Annotated in this window: 20 protein-coding genes and 4 pseudogenes; 13 read left to right on the top strand and 11 right to left on the bottom strand. The window is 63.4% G+C overall.

Features of this window, described 5'->3' with window-relative positions; genetic code table 11:
• Nucleotides 1–178, top strand: a pseudogene (locus BF95_RS29530) (SLC13 family permease); the annotation flags it as partial.
• Nucleotides 179–248: 70 nt separating this feature from the next.
• Here the strand turns inward: BF95_RS29530 and BF95_RS27500 are convergent.
• The 5 genes and pseudogenes from BF95_RS27500 to BF95_RS18290 form a co-directional block, all read right to left on the bottom strand.
• Nucleotides 249–449: a hypothetical protein gene (locus BF95_RS27500; protein WP_152542805.1), complete on the bottom strand. Its 201-nt coding sequence runs from the start codon at nt 447–449 to the stop codon at nt 249–251.
• Between the two features lie 17 nt (nt 450–466).
• Nucleotides 467–1289: pseudogene (locus BF95_RS18305) on the bottom strand (IS5 family transposase).
• 181 nt (nt 1290–1470) lie between these two features.
• The gene (locus BF95_RS18300) at nt 1471–2124 is read right to left on the bottom strand and encodes a Bax inhibitor-1/YccA family protein (protein ID WP_235209847.1); all 654 of its coding nucleotides are present in this window, start codon (nt 2122–2124) and stop codon (nt 1471–1473) included.
• Nucleotides 2125–2307: 183 nt separating this feature from the next.
• Nucleotides 2308–2982, bottom strand: coding sequence for a methyltransferase family protein (locus BF95_RS18295; RefSeq protein ID WP_043153233.1), 675 nt, complete (start codon nt 2980–2982; stop codon nt 2308–2310).
• A complete protein-coding gene (locus BF95_RS18290; RefSeq protein ID WP_043153230.1) occupies nt 2979–3239 on the bottom strand; it encodes a DUF2933 domain-containing protein in 261 nt (86 codons plus the stop codon). The genes BF95_RS18295 and BF95_RS18290 overlap by 4 nt, the downstream gene beginning before the upstream one ends.
• A gap of 251 nt (nt 3240–3490) precedes the next feature.
• Between BF95_RS18290 and BF95_RS18285 the strand changes: the two are divergent.
• The 4 genes and pseudogenes from BF95_RS18285 to BF95_RS18270 all read left to right on the top strand — a co-directional run bounded on the left by BF95_RS18285 (nt 3491) and on the right by BF95_RS18270 (nt 8203).
• Nucleotides 3491–4952: pseudogene (locus BF95_RS18285) on the top strand (MBL fold metallo-hydrolase RNA specificity domain-containing protein).
• A complete protein-coding gene (locus tag BF95_RS18280; RefSeq protein ID WP_043153228.1) occupies nt 4949–6487 on the top strand; it encodes a thymidine phosphorylase family protein in 1539 nt (512 codons plus the stop codon). The pseudogene BF95_RS18285 and the gene BF95_RS18280 overlap by 4 nt, the downstream one beginning before the upstream one ends.
• Nucleotides 6484–7368, top strand: coding sequence for a ribose-phosphate pyrophosphokinase (locus BF95_RS18275; RefSeq protein WP_043153225.1), 885 nt, complete (start codon nt 6484–6486; stop codon nt 7366–7368). Before BF95_RS18280 ends, BF95_RS18275 begins: the two co-directional genes overlap by 4 nt.
• Before the next feature lie 214 nt (nt 7369–7582).
• Nucleotides 7583–8203, top strand: coding sequence for a response regulator transcription factor (locus BF95_RS18270; protein ID WP_043153223.1), 621 nt, complete (start codon nt 7583–7585; stop codon nt 8201–8203).
• Nucleotides 8204–8390: 187 nt separating this feature from the next.
• Here the strand turns inward: BF95_RS18270 and BF95_RS18265 are convergent, their stop codons facing one another.
• From BF95_RS18265 to copC, 6 genes are all read right to left on the bottom strand, one after another.
• Complete coding sequence (locus BF95_RS18265) at nt 8391–8771, bottom strand: hypothetical protein (protein ID WP_200867004.1); 381 nt, start codon at nt 8769–8771, stop codon at nt 8391–8393.
• A 44-nt stretch (nt 8772–8815) separates the two neighbouring features.
• Nucleotides 8816–9214, bottom strand: a complete 399-nt coding sequence (gene cueR, locus BF95_RS18260; protein ID WP_043153220.1) for a Cu(I)-responsive transcriptional regulator — start codon at nt 9212–9214, stop codon at nt 8816–8818.
• Nucleotides 9153–9746, bottom strand: a complete 594-nt coding sequence (locus tag BF95_RS18255) for an SRPBCC family protein (protein WP_200867003.1) — start codon at nt 9744–9746, stop codon at nt 9153–9155. Before BF95_RS18255 ends, cueR begins: the two co-directional genes overlap by 62 nt.
• Before the next feature lie 10 nt (nt 9747–9756).
• Nucleotides 9757–12114, bottom strand: a complete 2358-nt coding sequence (locus BF95_RS18250; RefSeq protein WP_043153218.1) for a heavy metal translocating P-type ATPase — start codon at nt 12112–12114, stop codon at nt 9757–9759.
• A 227-nt stretch (nt 12115–12341) separates the two neighbouring features.
• Nucleotides 12342–13271 (bottom strand): copper homeostasis membrane protein CopD, encoded by a 930-nt coding sequence (gene copD / locus BF95_RS18245; protein ID WP_043153217.1) that lies wholly within the window; start codon nt 13269–13271, stop codon nt 12342–12344.
• 4 nt (nt 13272–13275) lie between these two features.
• Nucleotides 13276–13659, bottom strand: coding sequence for a copper homeostasis periplasmic binding protein CopC (gene copC / locus BF95_RS18240; protein ID WP_021244014.1), 384 nt, complete (start codon nt 13657–13659; stop codon nt 13276–13278).
• A gap of 134 nt (nt 13660–13793) precedes the next feature.
• On the opposite strand from copC, the gene BF95_RS18235 reads away from it, so the two are divergent.
• The 8 genes and pseudogenes from BF95_RS18235 (at nt 13794) to BF95_RS18200 (ending at nt 20892) form a co-directional block, all read left to right on the top strand.
• Nucleotides 13794–14066: a hypothetical protein gene (locus BF95_RS18235; RefSeq protein ID WP_031290677.1), complete on the top strand. Its 273-nt coding sequence runs from the start codon at nt 13794–13796 to the stop codon at nt 14064–14066.
• Nucleotides 14066–14506, top strand: a complete 441-nt coding sequence (locus tag BF95_RS18230; RefSeq protein WP_021244012.1) for a periplasmic heavy metal sensor — start codon at nt 14066–14068, stop codon at nt 14504–14506. Before BF95_RS18235 ends, BF95_RS18230 begins: the two co-directional genes overlap by 1 nt.
• A pseudogene (locus BF95_RS18225) lies at nt 14503–15068 on the top strand (RNA polymerase sigma factor). Before BF95_RS18230 ends, BF95_RS18225 begins: the two are co-directional and overlap by 4 nt.
• Before the next feature lie 65 nt (nt 15069–15133).
• Nucleotides 15134–17047 (top strand): copper resistance system multicopper oxidase, encoded by a 1914-nt coding sequence (locus tag BF95_RS18220; RefSeq protein ID WP_043153213.1) that lies wholly within the window; start codon nt 15134–15136, stop codon nt 17045–17047.
• Nucleotides 17047–18120 carry a copper resistance protein B gene (locus BF95_RS18215; protein ID WP_043153212.1) on the top strand — a complete coding sequence of 358 codons (1074 nt, stop codon included), beginning with the start codon at nt 17047–17049 and terminating at the stop codon, nt 18118–18120. Before BF95_RS18220 ends, BF95_RS18215 begins: the two co-directional genes overlap by 1 nt.
• Before the next feature lie 93 nt (nt 18121–18213).
• Nucleotides 18214–18687, top strand: coding sequence for a DUF305 domain-containing protein (locus BF95_RS18210; RefSeq protein ID WP_043153210.1), 474 nt, complete (start codon nt 18214–18216; stop codon nt 18685–18687).
• A 59-nt stretch (nt 18688–18746) separates the two neighbouring features.
• Nucleotides 18747–20282: a PAS domain-containing sensor histidine kinase gene (locus tag BF95_RS18205; protein ID WP_051520102.1), complete on the top strand. Its 1536-nt coding sequence runs from the start codon at nt 18747–18749 to the stop codon at nt 20280–20282.
• Nucleotides 20272–20892, top strand: coding sequence for a response regulator transcription factor (locus BF95_RS18200; protein WP_021244006.1), 621 nt, complete (start codon nt 20272–20274; stop codon nt 20890–20892). Before BF95_RS18205 ends, BF95_RS18200 begins: the two co-directional genes overlap by 11 nt.
• Nucleotides 20893–20922 lie beyond the last annotated feature (30 nt).

Raw genomic sequence — 20922 nt, 5'->3', positions numbered from 1 at the left:
ATGATGGCCGGGAGCGCGGCTTTCGCCACTCCCTTTGGGTACCAGACAAACGTAATTGTCTATCAAATGGGCGGTTATCGCTACATGGATTTCGTGCGTGTCGGATTGCCGCTCAATCTACTGACCTTTGCCGTTGCCGTTTTTGGCGATACGAGCTTTCTTCCCCCTTTTTGAATAGCTGACGCGCCGAACTCTTCAAGAAGATCGCGTGCAAAAATCAGCTTCCCTTGATGCGATCGACCAGCAAGTCAAAAGTTTTCGTGTGGCGGCGAAGGGTGTCTTGAAACAAAAATATTGAAGCGCCATATCAAACCTATGGTCGTCGTTGAAACAAAATCCAGCTTAGAGCGCTGCCGCAAAATCTGCGGATAACCGGACGCGCGCATCGCCAGCGCTAGCGTCCGGGCATTTACGGTCAGCGTTACGTCGGCTTTAAGAGCCTGATTCATAATTATCCGATGAAATTTCATAGTCTTGCGATGCGACGCGCGAATAGCTGGATGGAAGCTATGAACAGCCACGCAGTTGCCGATGCGATGGTCTGTTCAAAGTCCTTGGCGAGCGACGGTTGCGGTTCAGCCAAGCCAGTGTTCGCTCGACGACCCAGCGGCGCGGAAGAACCACGAAGCCTTTTGCAACATCGGATCGCTTGACGATCTCGACAGTCCATTTGCCGGTACGCCGGAGGGCTTCCCTGAGCTTGTCGCCAGCATAGCCGCCATCGGCAAAGACATGGCGCAGCCATGGAAAGCGGTGGATGATTTCACGCAGGACCAGCGGCGCGCCGTCGCGGTCCTGAATGTCGGCGGTATGGATCACCGCATGAACCAAATGGCCCTCGGTGTCGGTGAGGATGTGGCGCTTGCKCGCCCTTGATTTTTTTGCCCGCGTCAAAGCCGCGAGGGCCGCCACTTTCCGTTGTTTTCACGCTCTGACTATCGATCACGCCAGCACTGGGCGAAGCCTCGCCGGCCTGTCGCTTCACGCGCCATCAACAGCAGGGTATGATTGAGCGAGAGCCACAGTTTGTTATCGCGCCACAGGTAAAACCAGCGCCGAACCGTCGAGACCGGCGGAAAGCAGGGCGGCAGCATTCGCCACGGCAGCCCCCCACGCAGCAGATACAGGATCGCCTCGACGATCCGTCGCAGCGGCCATTTGCGCGGACGGCCTACGTGGGAGGGTGGCGGCAAGAAAGGTTCGAGCACCGACCATTCGGCATCGGTCAAATCGCTTGGCAAAGTCAGTCCCGCGCGGGCATATTGCGCCCGAGTGGTATCGGTCCACATCGTTGATCTCCGGAAGTTTGTTGCAAAACCCCTGAATCAACGACTGCGGCAAGCGTCAAGCTAACCCGCTGATACCACTCAACTTAATTTCGGATCGGGCTCTAAGTTTTCTTACAGGACAGATGTATTTAAGGCCCTACCGTGAATCTGTGTCCCAATAATGCACTGGAGCCGACACGACCTATTGCCGCCGGTCGCCCATGAAGCGCAGCAGGAACAGGAACAGGTTGATGAAGTCGAGATAAAGGGTAAGCGCCCCCATCACGACCGCCTTGCCGTGGAATTCCGAACCGGCCACCTCGAAGTAGACGCTCTTGATCTTTTGCGTGTCGAAAGCCGTCAAGCCCGCAAACAGGAGCACGCCAACCGCGCTGACGATGAGATCCAAAGCGGACGACCGCAGGAACATGTTGACGATCATGGCGATGAGCAGGCCGACGACGCCCATGATCAGGAAGGTTCCAAACGCCGACAGATTCCTCTTGGTAGTGTAACCCCATAGGCTCAGGCCCCCGAAGGCTGCGGCAGCGACGAAGAAAGTGCGCGCGACACTCACGCCGGTATAGGCGAGAAAGATTGTCGAGAGCGACACGCCCATCAGGATCGCATAAGTCCAGAACAATGTCTTGACGGTGCGCTCGGATAGCCGGTTGATGCCGAAGCTGAGCGTAAAGACGAGGGCGAGTGGTGCGAAGACCGCGATCCATCCGAGCAACGTCGGAGCGCCGCTCGCCGTGAAAAATACGGCACGCACGCCAGTGCTGTTGACAACGAACAAGGCGACGATCCCGGTCAACAATAGACCGCTGGCCATGTAGTTGTAGACCGCGAGCATATATGCTCGCAGTCCCGCATGAAAGGCGGCCGCAGGCCCCTTCGGGATTGCGCGAGCAGCAAGCGGCGATGTGGTCGGTTTCAACGGATCTGCCATGGCCAGTGCTCTTTCTCGGTGTGGCGATTGCGTGTTCCAGTCAGCTCGGCGATGCGACCGATCAAAAGGTCGCGGCCGGCAGGAATTTCATTGTTGATCCGCGCTTGCGTCACGCGTCGCACCGAACAGGCGCGCAAGGTGGGGCACAAACGGTGGAACGGTCTTTGTGTAGCGACGATAAGCATCGCCAAATTCGGCGAGCGCCTCACGCTCTTCGGCCCGTGCCAGACGCAAATACATGACGACAAGTACTGGAAACATCGCCAGCGTGAGGATGGTCGGCCACTGCAGCAAGAAGCCGACCATCACCAATACGAACCCATCATACTGTGGGTGGCGAACCAAGCCATAGATTCCGGTGGTAGCGAGCTTATGCCGGCGCTGGCTTTCATGAAGCGCCGTCCATCCAACGGCGATCAGCCAGAAGCCGGCGCCGATCAGCACGAAGCTGGCAATGTGGAACAGCCCGAAATGAGGGTTGATGCGCCAGCCAAACATCATCTCGAGGAGGTGGCCGGCGTCGTGGCTCCACCAGTTGACGCCGGGGAAGTGGGACTGGAGCCATCCTGAAAGCACGAAAATCGTTAGCGGGAACCCATACATCTCGGCGAAGAGGGCGACGATGAACGCGCTGAACGCTCCGAAACTGCGCCAGTCGCGCTTGGTTGCCGGCTTGAAGAAGCTGAATGCGAACAGGATGAACACGGCTGCGTTGACCAGCGCGAGCCCCCACAGGCCGTAGCCGTAATCGATATGCGTCATCGCGGCTCTCCCTCGGCGCGCTCATTGAGATTGGCCAGCGGGGCGCGGCCGGTCTCCTGGTCATGAGCATGCTGATGACCGCCATGACCATTATGCATGAACAGGTGCATGAGCGGACAAGCGAGAAGAATCAGGTAGGGGAGCAGGCCAAAAAAGTGCGCGGTGTGCTCAGTGATCAGGAAGAAGCCGGCAACGAGCAGAAATCCGATCAGGACGAACGTCCCGCGCCGGCGTATCTGATGGTCATGATCGTTCATACCGCTCTCTTCTGGTCAATGCCCGACGAGCATAGATCCCGGTCCAGAAGGCGCGGTATAAGTAGACACCGCAGCGGACCGCGCGGGCGGCGGTGCTCCCTGCGGTTCAGCCCTGCCCGCCCAGCGTAGTCCGCCTTTTCATCGAAGCCAGGGCGGCTCCGCGTTACCTGCGGTCTTTGCGTATAGTTTCTAGCGTCTCGGACCAGGAAATCTGCACGGCACTAGATAATCGCGAGAGGCAGCCAGAATTCATGCACAAGCGAAAGAAGAAACACAGGTCCCGCGCCCATTTGGGGGCGACCGTGCTCGAGCGCGAGGCAAAGATCGACCTTGCGGAGCGTCCTGCCGACGGTCTCGGCATCGCCTTCCTCGGCGCATCGGAGACCGTCACGGGCTCGCGTTACCTGGTGGATGACGGCGAGACGCAGGTCGTCATAGATTCCGGCCTGTTCCAGGGGCCTAGGGACCTGCGCCGCCTCAACTGGGCGCCCATTCCGCCCGAGGTCGCCGACGTCGACCTGGTGCTGCTGACCCATGCGCATCTCGATCATTCCGGCGCTCTGCCGCGCATGGCGCGTCTCGGCTGGGATGGAACCGTTCTCAGCACACGGGCCACCGAAGCCTTGTGCGAACTTCTTCTGCCGGACAGCGGACACCTCCAGGAGAAGGACGCCGAGTTTGCCAATCGCCACGGCTTTTCACGGCACCAACCCGCGCTGCCTCTCTACACCCAGGCCGACGCGCGCATGGCGCTGCAGCTGTTCCGAACGGTCGAGTTCGGAGCGTGGCACGCAATCGCCGACGGTATCAAGGCGCGCTATCACCGCGCCGGCCATATTCTCGGCGCCGCATCGATCGAGATCGACTGGAACGGTCGCACGATCCTCTTCTCCGGCGATGTCGGACGTTATGGCGACGCAGTCATGAAGGATCCCGAGCCGCCTGAGCGGGCAGATTACGTCGTCGTGGAATCAACCTATGGAGATCGCCGGCACGAGCAGGTCGATCCGGCAAGGGTGCTGGGTGATCATATCGAACGATGCGTCAGGCGCGGCGGAACTGTCGTCATCCCAGCCTTCGCGGTCGGGCGCGCCCAGTCGCTGCTGTATCACCTGTCCCGCCTGCGCGCTGACGGACGCCTGCGGGACATTCCCATCTATCTCGACAGCCCGATGGCGATCAATGCGAGCGGGCTGATGTGCGACTTCATGGGGGGAGCACCGGCTGAGTCGCGCGGAGTGCGAAACTGCCTGTGGGGTGGCGCATTATGTACGGGAGGTCGAGGAGTCCAAGGAGCTGACCGCCAATGCCGCCCCCAAGGTCATCATTTCGGCAAGCGGCATGGCGACCGGCGGCCGCGTTCTCCATCATCTCAAGCGCTTCGCACCCGATGGGAAGAACCTCATCCTCTTTTCGGGGTTCCAGGCGGCGGGGACACGCGGCGCGGCGATAATCGGCGGGGCCCGGACGATCAAGATCCACGGCGAATATATCCCGGTCGCGGCCGAGGTCGCGAACCTCACCATGCTCTCGGCCCACGCTGACAGCGACGAGCTCATGCGGTGGCTCGGCGCGCTGCACGAGGGGCCACGACACGTCTATGTCACTCACGGCGAGCCGACCGGCGCGCATGTGCTGGCGAAGCGCATCTCGGAAGAACTGAACTGGTCGTGCAGCGTGCCGGCATTAGGAAGCTGGGGCCTGCTCGCGTGAGAGCTTCTGCAATCGAGGAGGCCGATTCGGAGCCCGTCGCGACGACGCTGCGGGCGCGCCGCCTCGGCCTGACCGCAGCCGGCAACGACCTCATTGCAGTCATGCGCCACGACTGCCCGGTCTGCCGATCCGAAGGCCTCGCCTCGCGGGCGCAAGTCAGCCTCCGTGCCGGCGACAACGAAGTGGTGGTTTCCTTGCTGCACAGCTCGGGCGATGCTCCTGCGCCCGGGGAAATAGGCCTGTCCGAGACAGCGTGGCATCGGCTCGGTGTCCGTGACGACGATCTGGTCGAGATCACGCACGCCCAGCCGCTCGCCTCGCTCAGCGACGTACGCCGTCGCATCTACGGGAACCGGCTTGGCAAAGAGGCCTTCTCCGCGATCATCAGCGACATCACCGAGCGTCGGTACAGCGATGTCCATCTCGCAGCCTTCGTGACGGCCTGTTCGGCAGTGCCGCTCGATCAGGATGAAACCATCGGGCTCACCAGGGCCATGGTTGATGTCGGTGAGCGGCTGAGCTGGCCCGGCGCGGTCATCGTCGACAAGCATAGTGTCGGCGGATTGCCGGGAAATCGCACGACGCCGATCGTCGTCTCGATCATGGCCGCTGAAGGCTTGATCATGCCCAAGACATCCTCGCGGGCGATCACCTCGCCGGCCGGCACCGCCGACACGATGGAAGTACTGGCACCCGTCGACCTCGACGTCCCCGCGATCCGCCGGGTGGTCGAACGCGAAGGCGGGTGTATCGTGTGGGGCGGCGCCGTCCGGCTGAGTCCGGCCGACGATGTAATCATCGGAGTCGAACGGGTGCTCGACATCGATGCGGTCGGCCAGATGGTGGCCTCGGTTCTCTCCAAGAAGATCGCCGCCGGCGCGACCCATCTCGTGATCGACATCCCGGTCGGTCCGACTGCCAAGGTGCGCAGCGCCGATGCGGCCGACACACTCTCAACGGCGCTGACGTCGGTCGCCGAAGCCTTTGGCTTGCGTACCCGCGTAATGTGCGGCTCAGGCGCCGAGCCGATCGGACGTGGCATCGGCCCGGCGCTCGAAGCTCAGGATATACTGGCCGTGCTTCAAGGCGAACCCGGCGCGGAGGATCTCGCGCAGCGCGCATGCGAACTCGCCGGAGGCCTCTTCGAGTTGGCGGGGGCAACACCAGCCGGCGGAGGGTTCGCGCGGGCGCTGGAAAGTCTCGAAAGCGGCCGTGCCTGGGCGAAATTCCAACGCATCTGCGAAGCTCAGGGCGGCATGCGCGCACCCCCGGTTGCCCCATTTCAGCAGGATATGATCGCGCCTTATACCGGCCGGCTCGTCAGCATCGACAACCGCAAGCTCGCGACCGTCGCAAAGCTCGCCGGCGCCCCGATGGCCAAAGCCGCGGGAGTCGCGCTCCATAGCCGCCTGAACCAGAGAGTTGAGGCAGGCACACCCCTGTGCACCATACATGCCGAGAGCCCAGGCGAACTCGACTATGCGGCAGCCTTCGCGGTGAGCAATGGTGCGATCTTCGGGATCGCCGCGGAATGAGCCGGCCGATCGTCTTCGCGCTTCCCGGCAGTGAGGCGCTCCTCCAGGCCTTGTGTGCCGCGCTCGGCGCACAGCCGGGCGTACTGGAGCACCGCGAGTTCCCGGACGGAGAATCGTATCTCAGGACCGTAAGCGATGTCGCCGATCGTGACGTCGTCCTCCTGTGCAGCCTCGATCGTCCGAATGCAAAGCTGTTGCCACTTCTGTTCGCAGCGGACACGGTTCGCGAGCTTGGGGCGCGCAAGGCTGGCCTTGTCGCTCCCTATCTTGCCTACATGCGCCAAGACGTGCGCTTCCATCCCGGCGAGGCCGTGACGTCGCGCACCTTTTCCGCCGTCCTGTCGCGCCATCTCGACTGGATGGTGACGGTCGATCCCCATCTCCACCGCTATCATGATCTGTCGGAAATCTACCGCATTCCTACTCGGGTCGTTCATGCCGCGCCGCTGATGGCGTCCTGGATCAAGCAGAATGTCGCCCGACCGCTGATCATTGGACCCGACGCGGAAAGCCAGCAATGGGTGGCGCAGGTAGCAGCGGACGCTGACGCGCCGTACCTCGTTTGCGAGAAGGCGCGTTCCGGCGATCGCGAGGTGACCATCTCGATCCCCGATGCCTCCACCTTTTCCAACCGCCAGGCGGTGCTGGTAGATGATATCGCCTCATCGGGCCGCACACTCGCGGGCGCTGCGCGCCAGCTCGTTGGCATGGGTTTTGCGCCGCCCGATTGCGCGGTGGTGCATCCCCTCTTCGCGGGAGACGCAGCACAGGTGCTGGGCGCGCTTGTTGGCCGCATCGTCAGCACCAACACAGTTGTCCACGCTTCTAACGGTATCGACACGGTGCCCATGATCGCCGAGGCGGTTCACAGCCTCCTGTAATCGGCATGGGTCCACCTTCGCGATTGGTGAGCCAACGATCGCACGTTCCTGACCGTCCGCACCGACTGGAACGCGTGTGCGATCAGCCCCGCGCGTGCAACAGTGCAAATCCCTCTTGACCTTGGACTATGGTCCAACCCGCACAAGGCCCGCGCGAAGCGGCGCCATGATCGCCGCTGCAGCATGGTGCCGGTTCGGTTTGCCTAGGAGGACCATGGGGGACAAGCGCGTCGTTCATATCGTCGATGACGAAGAGACAATCAGGAAAGCAGTTGGATTCACGCTACGCACGGCGGGGTTTGTCGTTGAGACTTATGCGTCGGGACCGGAATTTCTGCAGAGTGCAGATGAGGCCGAGAACGGGTGCGTCATTTTGGACATGCATATGCCGGACATGGATGGTCTAGAGGTTCAGGCCGCCCTGGCACAGATAAACATCGACATGCCGGTCGTCGTGCTGACCGGAAATGGCGATGTGGCGCTGGCAGTCCAGGCGATGAAGGCAGGCGCCGTGGACTTTCTCGCCAAGCCGATCGAAAGGGCCATACTGCTCGATGCGATCGACCGCGCTTTCGCGCGCATTGATCGGGCAGATAGCCGTACCGTCGAAGAAGCCGGAGCGCGGAGGCTGATTGATCTGCTGACGCAGCGTGAAAGGGATGTTCTTGAAGGTCTCGCCCAGGGCCACCCGAACAAGACTATCGCCTACGACCTCGGCATCTCTTCCCGAACGGTCGAGGTCCATCGCGCCAACCTCATGTCCAAACTCGGCGTCCATACCCTTTCCCAAACCTTGAGGATCGCCTTTTCGGCAGGAATGGGAAAGCTGCCGTGAGCCTCTAAACACAGCCATATAACTGCGCTTCCTTCGGCTTAGCCAGCCCGGAGTGACAGCGAAACGCCGTCATAAGCTGCGCCACCTTCGCCAAGAAGGTGATGATACCACCCCGGCCGGCGGCTTTGGTGCGGGCTCATTCCTGCCAAAGGGCAAGCCGATCTTCGATCGCTATCTCAAAATCGCGTTAGAGTTCAACGATGAGAAGATAAACGGCGGCCAATGACAACGCAAACAGGCCCGCAATAACCCACAGAAAGTCGGAACTCAGGACGATATTGCTGTAAAGAAAGCGGCCGAATACGATCAGGAGACTTAGTGCGGTCGCCCTGATCAGCCAGCTATTCCGCCCAGTCAGCATGAAAACGCCGGCTCCGGTCAACATGGTTCCGTATCCCGCGATAAAGCCTCCCCACGTGTTAAATACGATGCCAAGCCAATCCCGCAATGCTGGCGAAAGAGCCTGCGGATTGCCGCCAATATAGCGAACATCCTCCGGGAGCAGTGGTGGACGGAATCCGAGGAAATATATCGAAAGCCCCATCGTGAGAACGCCAAGTGCGATCAACACTCCGCCCACCAGAGCGGGTCTGATCCGAGAGACGGGCTGCTTTACCATTTTCTACCGACAGTCAGCTCAGCGATGATGGGACAATCCGGCCGTTCGTCGCCGTGACACTGCTCGGCAAGATCGAGGAGTGTCTTCCGCAGGGTAGTCAGGGCTTCGGCCTTGCGCTGAAGTTCCTCCGCACGCGCCAGCGCAACCCGCTTCACATCGGCGCTGTTGCGGCCATTATCCGCCCAAAGGCTGAGCAGGGTCCGAATTTCCGCGATCGGGAAGCCGAGATCGCGCGCATTGGCGATGAACCGCAGGCGATAAAGGTCGCGCTCGCCATAGTCGCGATAGCCCGCGCCCCGGCGCGGCGGCGCCGGGATGAGGCCGATCTTCTCATAGTGGCGGATCATCCGCTCCGAGACGCCGGTCTGTTTCGAAGCCTCCCCGATATTCATGCTGAGCCCTTCTCGCCCGCCTTGAGAGGAAAGGTGCGGGCGGCATCCCGACCATCCGGTCCACGCACCAGCGGGCGTAGAAGCCCGCGAACAGCGCGCCCAAGAGTCGCCCCGGGAACGAACCGGGCAAGCCATAGTCGATCCACACCCGCAATCGCGATCCCGACGGCAAGGGCTCGATCTCGAAGCCCATCTCGTAGCCGCCGATAATCAGGAGCTGCGGTGCACCGACGGTTCGCCATCGCTTGCGCCGCGGGGGCTCATGCTCAACCACCACCTCGTCCACTCGGAGGTTGAGCCCGAAGGCCGAGCCGATCATGGTGATACGCGAGCCGATCGCCTTGCCGCACTGCTCATCGAGCAGATACTCTATCCCGCCGCCGCCCATCATCCAGAACGACCCGGTCATGTGACTGGCGAGCGATGCCGGATCGTCGAGCCGCACGAACAGCGCATCCGAAGCGGCAGCGGTTTCGCGAACCTCTTCGAGGTGATGCGTGAGTTGCGACATCACGGCGGTGTCGGCAGCCATGATCCTTGCTTCACAGCGCTTGCCGGTTGAGGCGGAGCGCGTTCGTGACAACGCTCACCGAAGACAGCGCCATCGCCAACGCCGCGATGATCGGTGACAGGAGGATGCCGAACAGCGGATAGAGGACGCCCGCCGCGACCGGGACCCCGGCGACATTGTAGATGAAGGCGAAGACCAGGTTCTGGCGGATGTTGGACATGGTCGCCTGGCTCAACCGCCGTGCCCGCACGATGCCCATGAGATCGCCCTTGAGGAGCGTCACGCCCGCGCTCTCGATCGCAACGTCCGTCCCCGAGCCCATGGCGATGCCGACATCGGCGGCAGCCAGCGCCGGCGCGTCGTTGACGCCATCTCCAGCCATCGCGACGACGCGGCCTTCGGCTTTAAGACGAGCGACCACGGCACTCTTCTGGTCTGGCAGAACTTCGGCCTCGACATCGTCGATCCCGAGGCGTCTCGCGACCGCTTCGGCGGTCGTGCGGTTGTCGCCGGTCAGCATGACGACGCGGATACCTTCCGCCTTGAGCGCGGCCAACGCTTCGGGTGTCGTCTGCTTCACAGGATCGGCGATCGCGAACGCTCCTCCCACCTTGCCGTCGACACCGATGAAGATCGCCGTGGCGCCATCGCGGCGAAGCGTGTCGGCCTGCTCAGCCAGCGCTTCCGTCGCGATCCCCTCCTCGCCCAGGAAGCGGGCATTGCCGAGGACGATCCGGCGGCCATCGACGGTGCCGAGCGCGCCGCGCCCTGTCGGAGAGTCGAAGTCGCTCACCTCGCTCATGGCGATGCCACGGTCTTTCGCGGCCTCGACGATCGCAAGTGCCAGCGGATGCTCGGACGCACGCTCCACCGATGCGGCAAGACGCAGCAGCTCCGCTTCGTCGAAGCCGGAAGCCGGCACGACCTGCGTGACAGCCGGACGGCCTTCGGTAAGCGTGCCGGTCTTGTCGACGACGAGCGTGTCGACCTTTTCCATATGCTCAAGGGCCTCGGCATTCTTGATGAGGACGCCGAGCCCCGCGCCCCGGCCGACACCGACCATGATTGACATCGGCGTGGCCAACCCGAGCGCGCAGGGACAGGCGATGATCAGCACGGCAACGGCCGCGACGAGCCCGTAGGCGAAGCGCGGCTCCGGGCCCCAGATGCTCCAGGCGATGAAGGCGATGATAGCGATGCCGATGACGACGGGGACGAACCAGCCCGAGACCTGATCGGCCATGCGCTGGATCGGCGCGCGCGAGCGCTGCGCCTCCGCGACCATCTGGACGATGCGCGCGAGCATCGTGTCGCGCCCGACCTTGTCGGCGACGATGACGAGCGCGCCGGTCTGGTTGAGCGTGCCGCCGATGACCTTGTCTTGCCTGGCCTTGGTAACGGGCATGGATTCGCCGGTGACCATCGATTCGTCGAGCGAGGAGCGTCCATCCTCGACCACGCCGTCGACCGGCACCTTCTCGCCGGGACGTACCCGCAGGCGGTCGCCCACGGCGATCAACTCGAGACCGACCTCTTCCTCCGCGCCGTCAGCGGCGATGCGACGCGCGGTCTTGGGCGCGAGATTGAGCAGAGCCTTGATCGCGCCGGAGGTGCGTTCTCGCGCACGCAGCTCCAGTACCTGCCCCAGCAGCACAAGGACGGTGATCACTGCGGCCGCCTCAAAATAGACCGCGACCATCCCGTCCCCGGCGCGGAATGCGGGCGGAAATATCTGCGGGGCGAGCGTCGCGACGACGCTGTAGACCCAGGCGACGCCGGTCCCCATGGCGATCAGAGTGAACATGTTGAGATTGCGGGTCTTGAGCGAGGCCCAGCCCCGCACGAAGAACGGCCATCCGGCCCAGAGCACGACCGGGGTGGCGAGGACGAGCTGAACCCAGACCGAGACCGACATCGGCACCAAGCGATGGATTACCGGGAAGAGGTGCGCCCCCATTTCGAGGATCAACACGGGAACCGCGAGCACCAGACCAACCCAGAACCGCCGCGTGAAATCGATCAGCTCATGACTGGGGCCGCTGTCGGCGGTCACCGTTGCCGGCTCGAGCGCCATGCCGCAGATCGGGCAGGCACCGGGATGGTCCTGACGGATCTCGGGATGCATCGGGCATGTCCAGATCGTGCCTTCGGGGGCCTCGGCCGGCGACGCGGCCGGCCGGAAGTAGCGCTCCGGATCGGCAATGAACTTGGAGCGGCAGCCCGCGCTGCAGAAATGCCAGCTCTTGCCGCCATGCTCGGCATGATGGGCGGTCTTGGCCGGATCGACGGTCATGCCGCAGACCGGATCCTTCACGCCCGCCACTGGTTTCGCCGCACCGTGGCCGCCGCAGCAACCGCCTCCATGCGCCGCTGAGTGTGTCTCGTTCATCGCCTTGCTCCTTTTCGACGCCTGACGATGTAGGGTCTGACACCGTGTCAGGGTCAATACGTATTCTCCTAAGCGGCGAGGCTGGCGCTCAACGCCCCCACGCTCGACACCCGGCTGCGCGAAACAGGGATATGTCTCAAGTCGATCCCGGGCTGCGTTGATCCGGCTCCCAAGGGCGGCGCGTAGGACTGCATGGCGCTCGCTCTGCTCGGGCGGTTGGCATTGCGCTAGACCGACATTGGCGGAGACAGTGTTCCCAGCCATGCGACGAGCCCTAGAATGACGACCGCCAGGCAGCCCTCGACGAGCAAGCTCTTGCGCAACAGGACCATCGCCGCCGCCGCGTCCTGTTGCGCAATGGCGAAATTCAGCGCGGGCGTGAGGCGGAAGCGGTTGAGTCCGGCAAGGCCGACCATCGCGGCAAAAAGCAGGAGCTTGGCGATCAGCAGCAGCCCATAGGTCGATTGCGCCAGCGTCAGGACATGGTCAGGGCCGACCAAAAAGGCGCCGTTGATGGCGCCGGTGAGAATGAGCAGGCCAACGATCAGCGTGCCGACGCTTGCGAAGCCGCGCAGGGCGCACTCGGCCAGCATTGCCCGCTCCATGTCATCGGTCGCGATCGTCGGCAGGGTCAGGATGAGAAAGGCGGCGATCGCCCCGACCCATGCCCCGGCCGCAAAGAGATGAAGGAGGTCGGCCGCAAGTTGCAGCCACCCCGCATTGCCTTCCCCGGCCGCGCCGTGACCCGACCAGGCAAGCGTCGCCAGCGCGACTGCGCCTGCGACCGTCACACCCAGGGTGGCGCCGCGCGGCAATCGGCTCAGCAGCGCAGCGCCGAACAGCACGAAAAGAAGCGCCAGCATTCGTATCTTGAGCGCGAGGCCCAGCGCCGTTTCGTCGAGGAGGTCGCCGAGGATCGACATGTCCGGCTGGGTGAACGGCACGCCGGCCATGGCCGCTCCCTGGAACAGGAAACCCAGCGAAGAGAGGATGAGGCCGAGCACCGCGAGGCCGATGAGCGGAGCGACCATCGGCAGGTGCCGCCGCCCGGTCCGCCCGCCGCCGAGCGCATAGAGCGCAAACAGCGGCAGACCGAACAGCAGCCCGAGGTCGACGTAGAGCGCCCAGCGGATCGCGACGAGAGCCACGTCGCTCACCGGGTCACGTCACAGTGAAGGCGAGGTTGCCCTGAATCCGGTGCGTATCGGTCGAGACGACATGCCAGGCGACCTGATAGCTGCCGGCCGAGAGCGGTCGCGCGAGCGTCAGGATAAGCGTCTTGCCGTCAGCGCCGGTCGAGGTCTTGAAGCCCGTGACCGCCATGCGATGGTTGGGCATGCCGGGCATGCCGGTCATGACGATCTCGGCGCCCGACAACCTGGGCATCAAGCCCTCGCTGAAAGTGAGCGTGATCTTCGACGGGGCCGCGACGCTCGCATTGGCGACAGGCGTCGAGGACAGGAGCTTGGGATGGGCGAAGGCCGGGGATGCGACGAGCACGCTGGCGGCGAGCGCGGCCAGGGCAAGGCGATGCGGTGCAGGCATGAAAGCAACTCCTTCTCGAAGAACGGTATTGCTGAATACGCAGCGCCGAGGCTTACCCCTCAAAATATTCACGCGCGCATCGCATGAGGGGCATGATGGGTTATTGCGTATTCTAAGGTTGAAGGAGAATGCAGATGACGGATCTCGACACACTTCTCGGACGCTTGCGCGATGCGCCGCTCGATCGGCGGCTACACGGTCTCGACGATCGGGTGATGGCGGAGATCGCGCGCATCCAGGCAAGTCCGAGCGTAGGCAACACCATGTTCGGCATTGCTGCGGTCGCGGCGCTTCTCATCGGGATTGCCGGCTCTGGGCTGCCCGCGGCATCCGCCGGTGCGAGCACCATCACGCCGTTCGACGCCCAGCTGGCCTTGGCGCCCTCGTCGCTGCTTGGATCGCGGTGATGCGCGATCCTCGGCGGCTGGTTCTTCTGGCGCTGCTGACATTTGCCGCGGCGATCGCCGGCGTGGTGATCGGGCGCGTCTATGTGGTGCCCGATCGGCCCGTCGAGAATGAACTTCACGAATTGCTACACCGCGATCTGAAGCTCGATGCCGGACAGCATGCTCGTCTCGAGACGATCGAGAAGAGCTATGCGATCCGTCGTCAGGCGCTCGAGGCTGAGCTGCGCGCCGACAATGTACGCCTTGCCGAGGCGATCGATGCCGAACATGGCTATGGCCCGAGGGTCTCGGCCGCTGTCGACCGCTCGCATCAGGCAATGGGCGAATTACAGAAGGAGACGCTGGAGCATATCTTCGCGATGCGCGCGGTGCTCCGTCCCGACCAGGCGGCGAAGTTCGACGAAGCCGTGGTGAAAGCTCTCACGGCCCAGAAAAAATGACGCTCCACCTCCCCGACTGCTCGGACGGGGAGCTTGCGGATCTGGCCCTGGCTGGCCGACAAGCAGCGTTCGGCGACTGGTGCGACGCCACCAGGGCTGGGTCTACCGGCTCGTGCGCAGTCACGTCGGCGATAGCGAGGAAGCCATCGATGTAACCCAGACCTGCTTCGTCTCGGCGTTCACCGCGTTGGGCCGGTATGACGGCAAACGATCGTTCCGCGCCTGGCTGTCTCGTATCGCGCTCAACAAATGCAGAGACTGGCACCGCCGCCGCGCCGTTCGCAGGCTGCTCGCCTTCGCTTTGCCGCTGGGCGAAGCACGCGACGTGGCAGACGAAACGCCTGGCGCGGACAGAACGCTAGCTGGCGAAACCGAGCTGGAGCGCACGACGACGGCGATCGCGGCTCTGCCTGTCGCGCTCAAGCAAGTGCTGCTTCTGCGGACAGTTGAAGGCTGCTCCGAAGCCGAGACCGCCGAGATCCTCGGGATCAGCCAGAAGGCGGTCGAAACCAGACTTTACCGCGCTCGGACGCGACTTTCGGAAATCTTGCAAAATTCCTGAGGGGTAAGCGCTCACGCTGCGTATTCCCAATAACCCCTCCTGGATGTGAGCAGAGACAGCGCGTTATGAATTCAGTGTTCGACCGCCGCCAGTTCCTGCGCGGCGCCGCGCTCGCAAGCGGCGCCGCCGCGCTGTCGGCCTGGCTGCCTGCCTGGGCGCAAACCGTGTCGGCGGGCTTGCGGCCTACCCTTCCTACCGTCTCCGGCGAGGACATCACCCTCACCATCGCCCGCCAGTCGATGACGATCGACGGGCATCGCTTTCGCGCCATCGGCATCAACGGCACGGTCCCCGCGCCGCTGGTCCGCTTGCGCGAGGGGCAAAGGGTGCGGCTCAACGTCGTCAACCAGCTCGAAGAGGACAGCTCTATCCACTGGCACGGGCTTCTGGTCCCGGCGAAGCATGACGGCGTGCCGGGCGTGTCGTTCCCCGGCATCAAGCCGGGTTCGAGCTATCTCTACGACTTCCCGGTCATCCAGAGCGGCACCTATTGGTATCACAGCCATTCGGGCCTTCAGGAACAGGAAGGTCATTACGGGCCGATCATCATCGACCCGGCGGGCGACGATCCCGTTGCCTATGACCGTGAGCATGTGATCGTTCTGGCCGACCACAGCCCGCTGTCGCCAGAGGCGATCTTCCGTCGCCTCAAGGTCAATCCGGGTCATTTCAACTTCCAGCGCCAGACGCTCGCCGGGCTGCTCTCGGGGCGCGACCAGCCGCTCAAGGACCGGCTCGACTGGGGCCAGATGCGGATGGACCCGACCGACATCTCGGACGTCACCGGCTCGACCTATACCTATCTCGTCAACGGCCATGGCCCGTTCGACAACTGGACCGCGCTGTTCACGCCCGGCGAGCGGGTGCGGCTGCGCGTCATCAACGCCTCGGCGATGACCACCTTCAATGTCCGTATTCCGGGACTGCCGCTCACCATCGTCCAGGCCGACGGGCAGAATGTGGTGCCGGTGACGGTCGACGAGTTTCAGATCGGCGTCGCCGAGACTTACGACCTCATCGTCACGCCCAGCGAGGACAAGGCTTTCACCCTCGTCGGCGAGGCGATCGACCGCTCGGGCATGGCGCGCGCCACGCTCGCGCCGCGCGCCGGCATGACCACCGAGGTGCCGCCGCTGCGCAAGCGACCGCTCGCCGACATGAAGGACATGGGAATGGACATGTCCTCGACGCCCGGCATGGAAGGCATGGACATGTCGGGTGGCGCGCCGCGCGGCGTCGATCCCAGCGCCGAGAAGAACGCCTCGGCGCGTCTCGGCGGCACGGCAGCGGTGATGCCGGGCATGGATCATTCCGGGATGAGCGGCATGGACCACTCCGGCATGGCCGGGATGGATCATTCGGCAATGGCGGCGGAAGCCGGAGACCAGATGAACGGCATGGATCATGGCGGGCACGAGATGGCCTCGATGAAGATGCGCGACTTTGCAAATGCACCGCAGGTCAAGCGCGATCCGAGCGTTCAGACCATCTCACCGATGCCGGTCGATCGCACCGGCGAACCGGGCCAGGGCTTGGCCGACGTCGGCCACAAGGTACTCGTCTACAAGGATCTGATGGCACTGGAGCGCAACCCCGATGTCCGGGCGCCTGGCCGCAGCATCGACATCCACCTCACCGGCAACATGGAGCGCTTCATGTGGTCGTTCGACGGGGAGAAAATGTCGGACCATCACGAACCGATCCCCTTCACCGAAGGCGAGCGCGTGCGGATCAACCTCATCAACGACACGATGATGGGCCACCCGATCCACATCCACGGCCATTTCTTCGAACTGGTGACGGGACACGGCGATCACGCGCCGAGGAAGCACACGGTGATCGTCCAGCCCGGCGGCAAGGTGAGTTGGGACTTCACCGCCGACGCCGTTGGCGACTGGGCATTCCACTGCCATCTCCTCTACCACATGCATGCCGGCATGATGCGGGTCGTGAGCGTGCGCCCGAAGGGAGACGCATAATGATCCGGCCACTTGCCACACTGGGCAGTGTGATCGCGCTCATGGCAGCCACCCCGACCTTTGCCCAGGACCATTCGATGCACGACATGCCCGGCATGACACCGCCGGGCGGGGCGCAGCCGGCGCAGGACAAGCAGAAGCACAAGGACGCCGCGCCGCGCCCCAACCCACCTGCGCAGTCGCAGGATCCGGCCGCCTCGCCAGACAGCATGCCGGGAATGGACCATTCTCAGCATCAGGGCAGCGCAATGCCCGACATGCCTGGCATGGATCACGCCCAGCACAGCCAGGGCGCGATGCCGGGGATGGAGATGACGGGGACGGCGCTTCCCGCCGGTGACGCACCGCCGCCGCCTGTTCCGCACGACCATTATGCCGATCGCGATTTTCCCGGCGGTGAGATGGCGCAGCCGCGCATGGCCATGATGAAGGAGAGCGGCGGCAATAATTTCGGCCAGCTGTTGCTCAACGTCTTCGAGTATCAAGCCCATAGCGGCCGCGACGGCTATCGCTGGGACGGCGAAGGCTTCTACGGCGGCGACATCAACCGGCTCTGGCTCAAGAGCGAGGGCGAAGGCGAGTTCGGGCGCGGGATCGATACCGCCGAAGTGCAGGTGCTCTACAGCCGCGCCATCGACCCCTATTTCAACGTCCAGGCCGGTGTCCGGCAGGATTTCGGGCGCGGGCCCGACCGCACCTATGCGACGGTCGGCTTCGAGGGCCTGGCGCCCGGCTTCTTCGAATTGGAAGGCGCACTGTTCCTCTCCACCAAGGGCGACCTGCTCGGCCGGGTCGAGGGTTATTACGACCAGCGCATCACCCAGCGCCTCATCCTCCAGCCGCGCCTCGAGGTGAATTTCAGTGCGCAGGATGTGCCCGAGAACGACATCGGCTCAGGTCTCGTCAACGTCGAACCCGGCCTGCGGCTGCGGTACGAAATCAGCCGCCAGTTCGCGCCCTATATCGGCGTGTCCTATCTGCGCAAAACGGGAGAAACGGCACGGCTCTCCCGCCTTGCCGGGGAAGATGTCCATGCCACGAGCTTCGTCGCTGGCGTCCGCTTCTGGTTCTAGTGCGGGAGTGGCGAAGGGCGATGCGGCAGATGGGCGAGAGGATGTGCGGCGATCCCGCTGTATCCGGTTCACGCCGAACCAAGGAGAGGACCTATGGACCACCCATCCGGCCACGGCAGCCCGAAAACGGGTGCCTATTGGAGCCTCGCGCTCCAGACCCTCGTCAGCGGCGTCATCATGTATCTAGTGATGTTCGTCATGATCGACGGTCTCGACAGCTTCTACAACAACCTGAACATGCTCTACATGACGATGATGATGGTCGCGCCAATGGTGGTGCTGATGATCCTCGCCATGGGGCACATGTTCCCGTCGAAGGCCGCCAATATCGCGCTGATCGGCATCTCGCTCACCGCTTTCTTCGGCAGCTTCGCCCTGATCCGCACCCAGACGACGATCGGCGACACAGCCTTCCTGCGCTCGATGATCCCGCACCATTCGGGCGCGATCCTGATGTGCCGCGAAGCGCGGCTGAGCGACCCGGAGGTCGTCCGTCTCTGCACGTCGATCGAACAGTCGCAGCGACAGGAAATCGACGAGATGAAGGCCATCCTGGCGCGTCGCTGAACATCTCCTTTGAACCTCGATCCCTCAAACGCCTTTGGTTCCTGGGCTGAGCGGGCGTCATGGACAAGAAAGATTCCGACGCCAAGAATGCCACTGCCGAGATCGAGCGGCTTGCCGCGCTGTTTCTGCGTCAGGCCGGCCGCTATGTCCTTTCGCTGCTCGATGTCTCCGGGCGGGTGCTGAGCTACAATGAGGAAGGCGAGCGGATCGAATGCTGGCCGCTCGACCATGTTCTCGGAAAGCAGCATGATCTTTTCTATCCGCCCGACGAGATCACCGCCGGCAGACCACGGGCCGATCTGGCAGCGGCGCTAGACGAAGGAACATTCGAGCGCGAAGCTTGGAGAGTTTGCGAGAACGGCTCCGAGTATCTGGCGCGCCTCACCATTACGGCGCTGTTCGATGGCGAACTTCATCGCGGCTTCGCGTGCATCACCCGCGACGTCACCGATGAGGCTGCCGTTCGCGCCTCGATCGAGACGCGCGAGCAGCATCTGCAATCCATCCTTGCGACCGTCCCCGACGCGATGATCATCATCGACGAGGGGGGCAGCATCACCTCGTTCAGCGCAGCCGCCGAGCGCCTCTTCGGCTATCAGGAAGCCGAGCTGATCGGACACAACGTCTCGTGCCTGATGCCACAACCGGACCGCGGCCGTCACGACGAGTATATCGCCCATTACCTCCAGACCGGCGAGCGCCGGATCATCGGGCTCGGCCGCGTGGTCGTCGGGCAGCGCCGCGACGGTTCGACCTTTCCGATGGAGCTATCCGTCGGCGAGGCAGGCGAGGACGGCCAGCGCATGTTCACCGGCTTCGTCCGCGATCTCACCGCCAAGGAACAAGACGAGCTGAAGCTGAAGGAGCTTCAGGCCGAACTCGTGCACGTCTCCCGCCTCAGCGCCATGGGCACAATGGCCTCTACCCTTGCGCACGAACTCAACCAGCCTCTCGCGGCGGTAGCACTCTACCTGGAAACGATCAGGGATCTGCTCGAGGCAGAGGAGGGCGAGCGCTTCGCGTCGCTGCGTTCGGTGATGGACGACGCGGCCCAAGAAACCTTGCGAGCCGGCCATATCGTCCGCCGGCTGCGCGATTTCGTGGCGCGCGGAGAGGTCGAGAAGAGCGTTCATGACTTGCCGCATGTCATCGCCGAGGCAAGCCAGCTGGCGTTGGTCGGCGCGCGCGAACGCGGCGTTCGTACTTTCTTCGCACTCGACCCGGCAGCGACACCGGTTCTCGTCGACCGCGTGCAGGTCCAGCAGGTGCTCGTCAATCTGATGCGCAACGCGATCGAGGCGATGGCAGAAGTGCCGATCCGCGATCTCCGGATCGCGAGCATGCTGCGCCCCGATGGCCTGATCGAAGTATCCGTCGAGGATACGGGACCGGGCATCGCCGAGGAAATTCGGCAGCAGCTCTTCACCGCGTTCGTGTCGACCAAGTCCGATGGCATGGGCCTCGGCCTTTCGATCTGCCGGACCATCATCGAGGCGCACGGTGGAAGGATCTGGGTCGAGCACCCCCCGCGTGGCGGCACGCGATTTCATTTCACGCTGATCCACGCGAAGGCGGAGGAGGATTATGGAGGATAGGCGGATCATTCACCTCGTCGACGACGAGGAAGCAATTCGGCGCGCGGCCGGCTTTGCGCTGAAGACGGCAGGCTATGTTGTCGAAACCTATGCGTCAGGGGTGGAATTTCTCAAGGTGGCCAGGTCCGCGACAATTGGCTGCGTTATCCTCGACGTGCGCATGCCGGAAATGGATGGCCTGGCGGTTCAGGCCGCCATGGCCGAGCGCGGGATCAACATGCCGGTCGTCGTTCTCACAGGGCATGGTGATGTCTCGGTTGCAGTGCAGGCGATGAAGGCCGGCGCCGTCGACTTTCTGGAAAAGCCGTTCGAGAAGGCTGCCCTCCTTCAAGCAGTTACCCGCGCCTTTGGGCGCATAGACGATGCCGACGTCCGCGCGATAGAGGCAACCGACGCCCAAGTGCGCATCGCCGCCCTGACGCCCCGGGAGCGTGAAGTGCTCGAGGGTTTGGCGAATGGCTACCCCAACAAAACCATTGCCTACGATCTGGGATGCTCATCGCGGACGGTCGAGGTTCACCGCGCCAGCGTCATGACCAAGCTGGATGTCCGCAACCTGTCCGAGGCGCTCAGGATCGCCTTCGCCGCCGGATTGGGCCGCAAACCCTAGTAACTGCGAAGTTTACGTAGCGACCCTGAG

Source organism: Sphingobium sp. Ant17, assembly GCF_000588875.1.
Classification (GTDB): domain Bacteria; phylum Pseudomonadota; class Alphaproteobacteria; order Sphingomonadales; family Sphingomonadaceae; genus Sphingobium.
The sequence above is the reverse complement of the archived record's forward strand: the minus strand, read 5'-3'. Positions and strand labels throughout refer to the sequence as shown.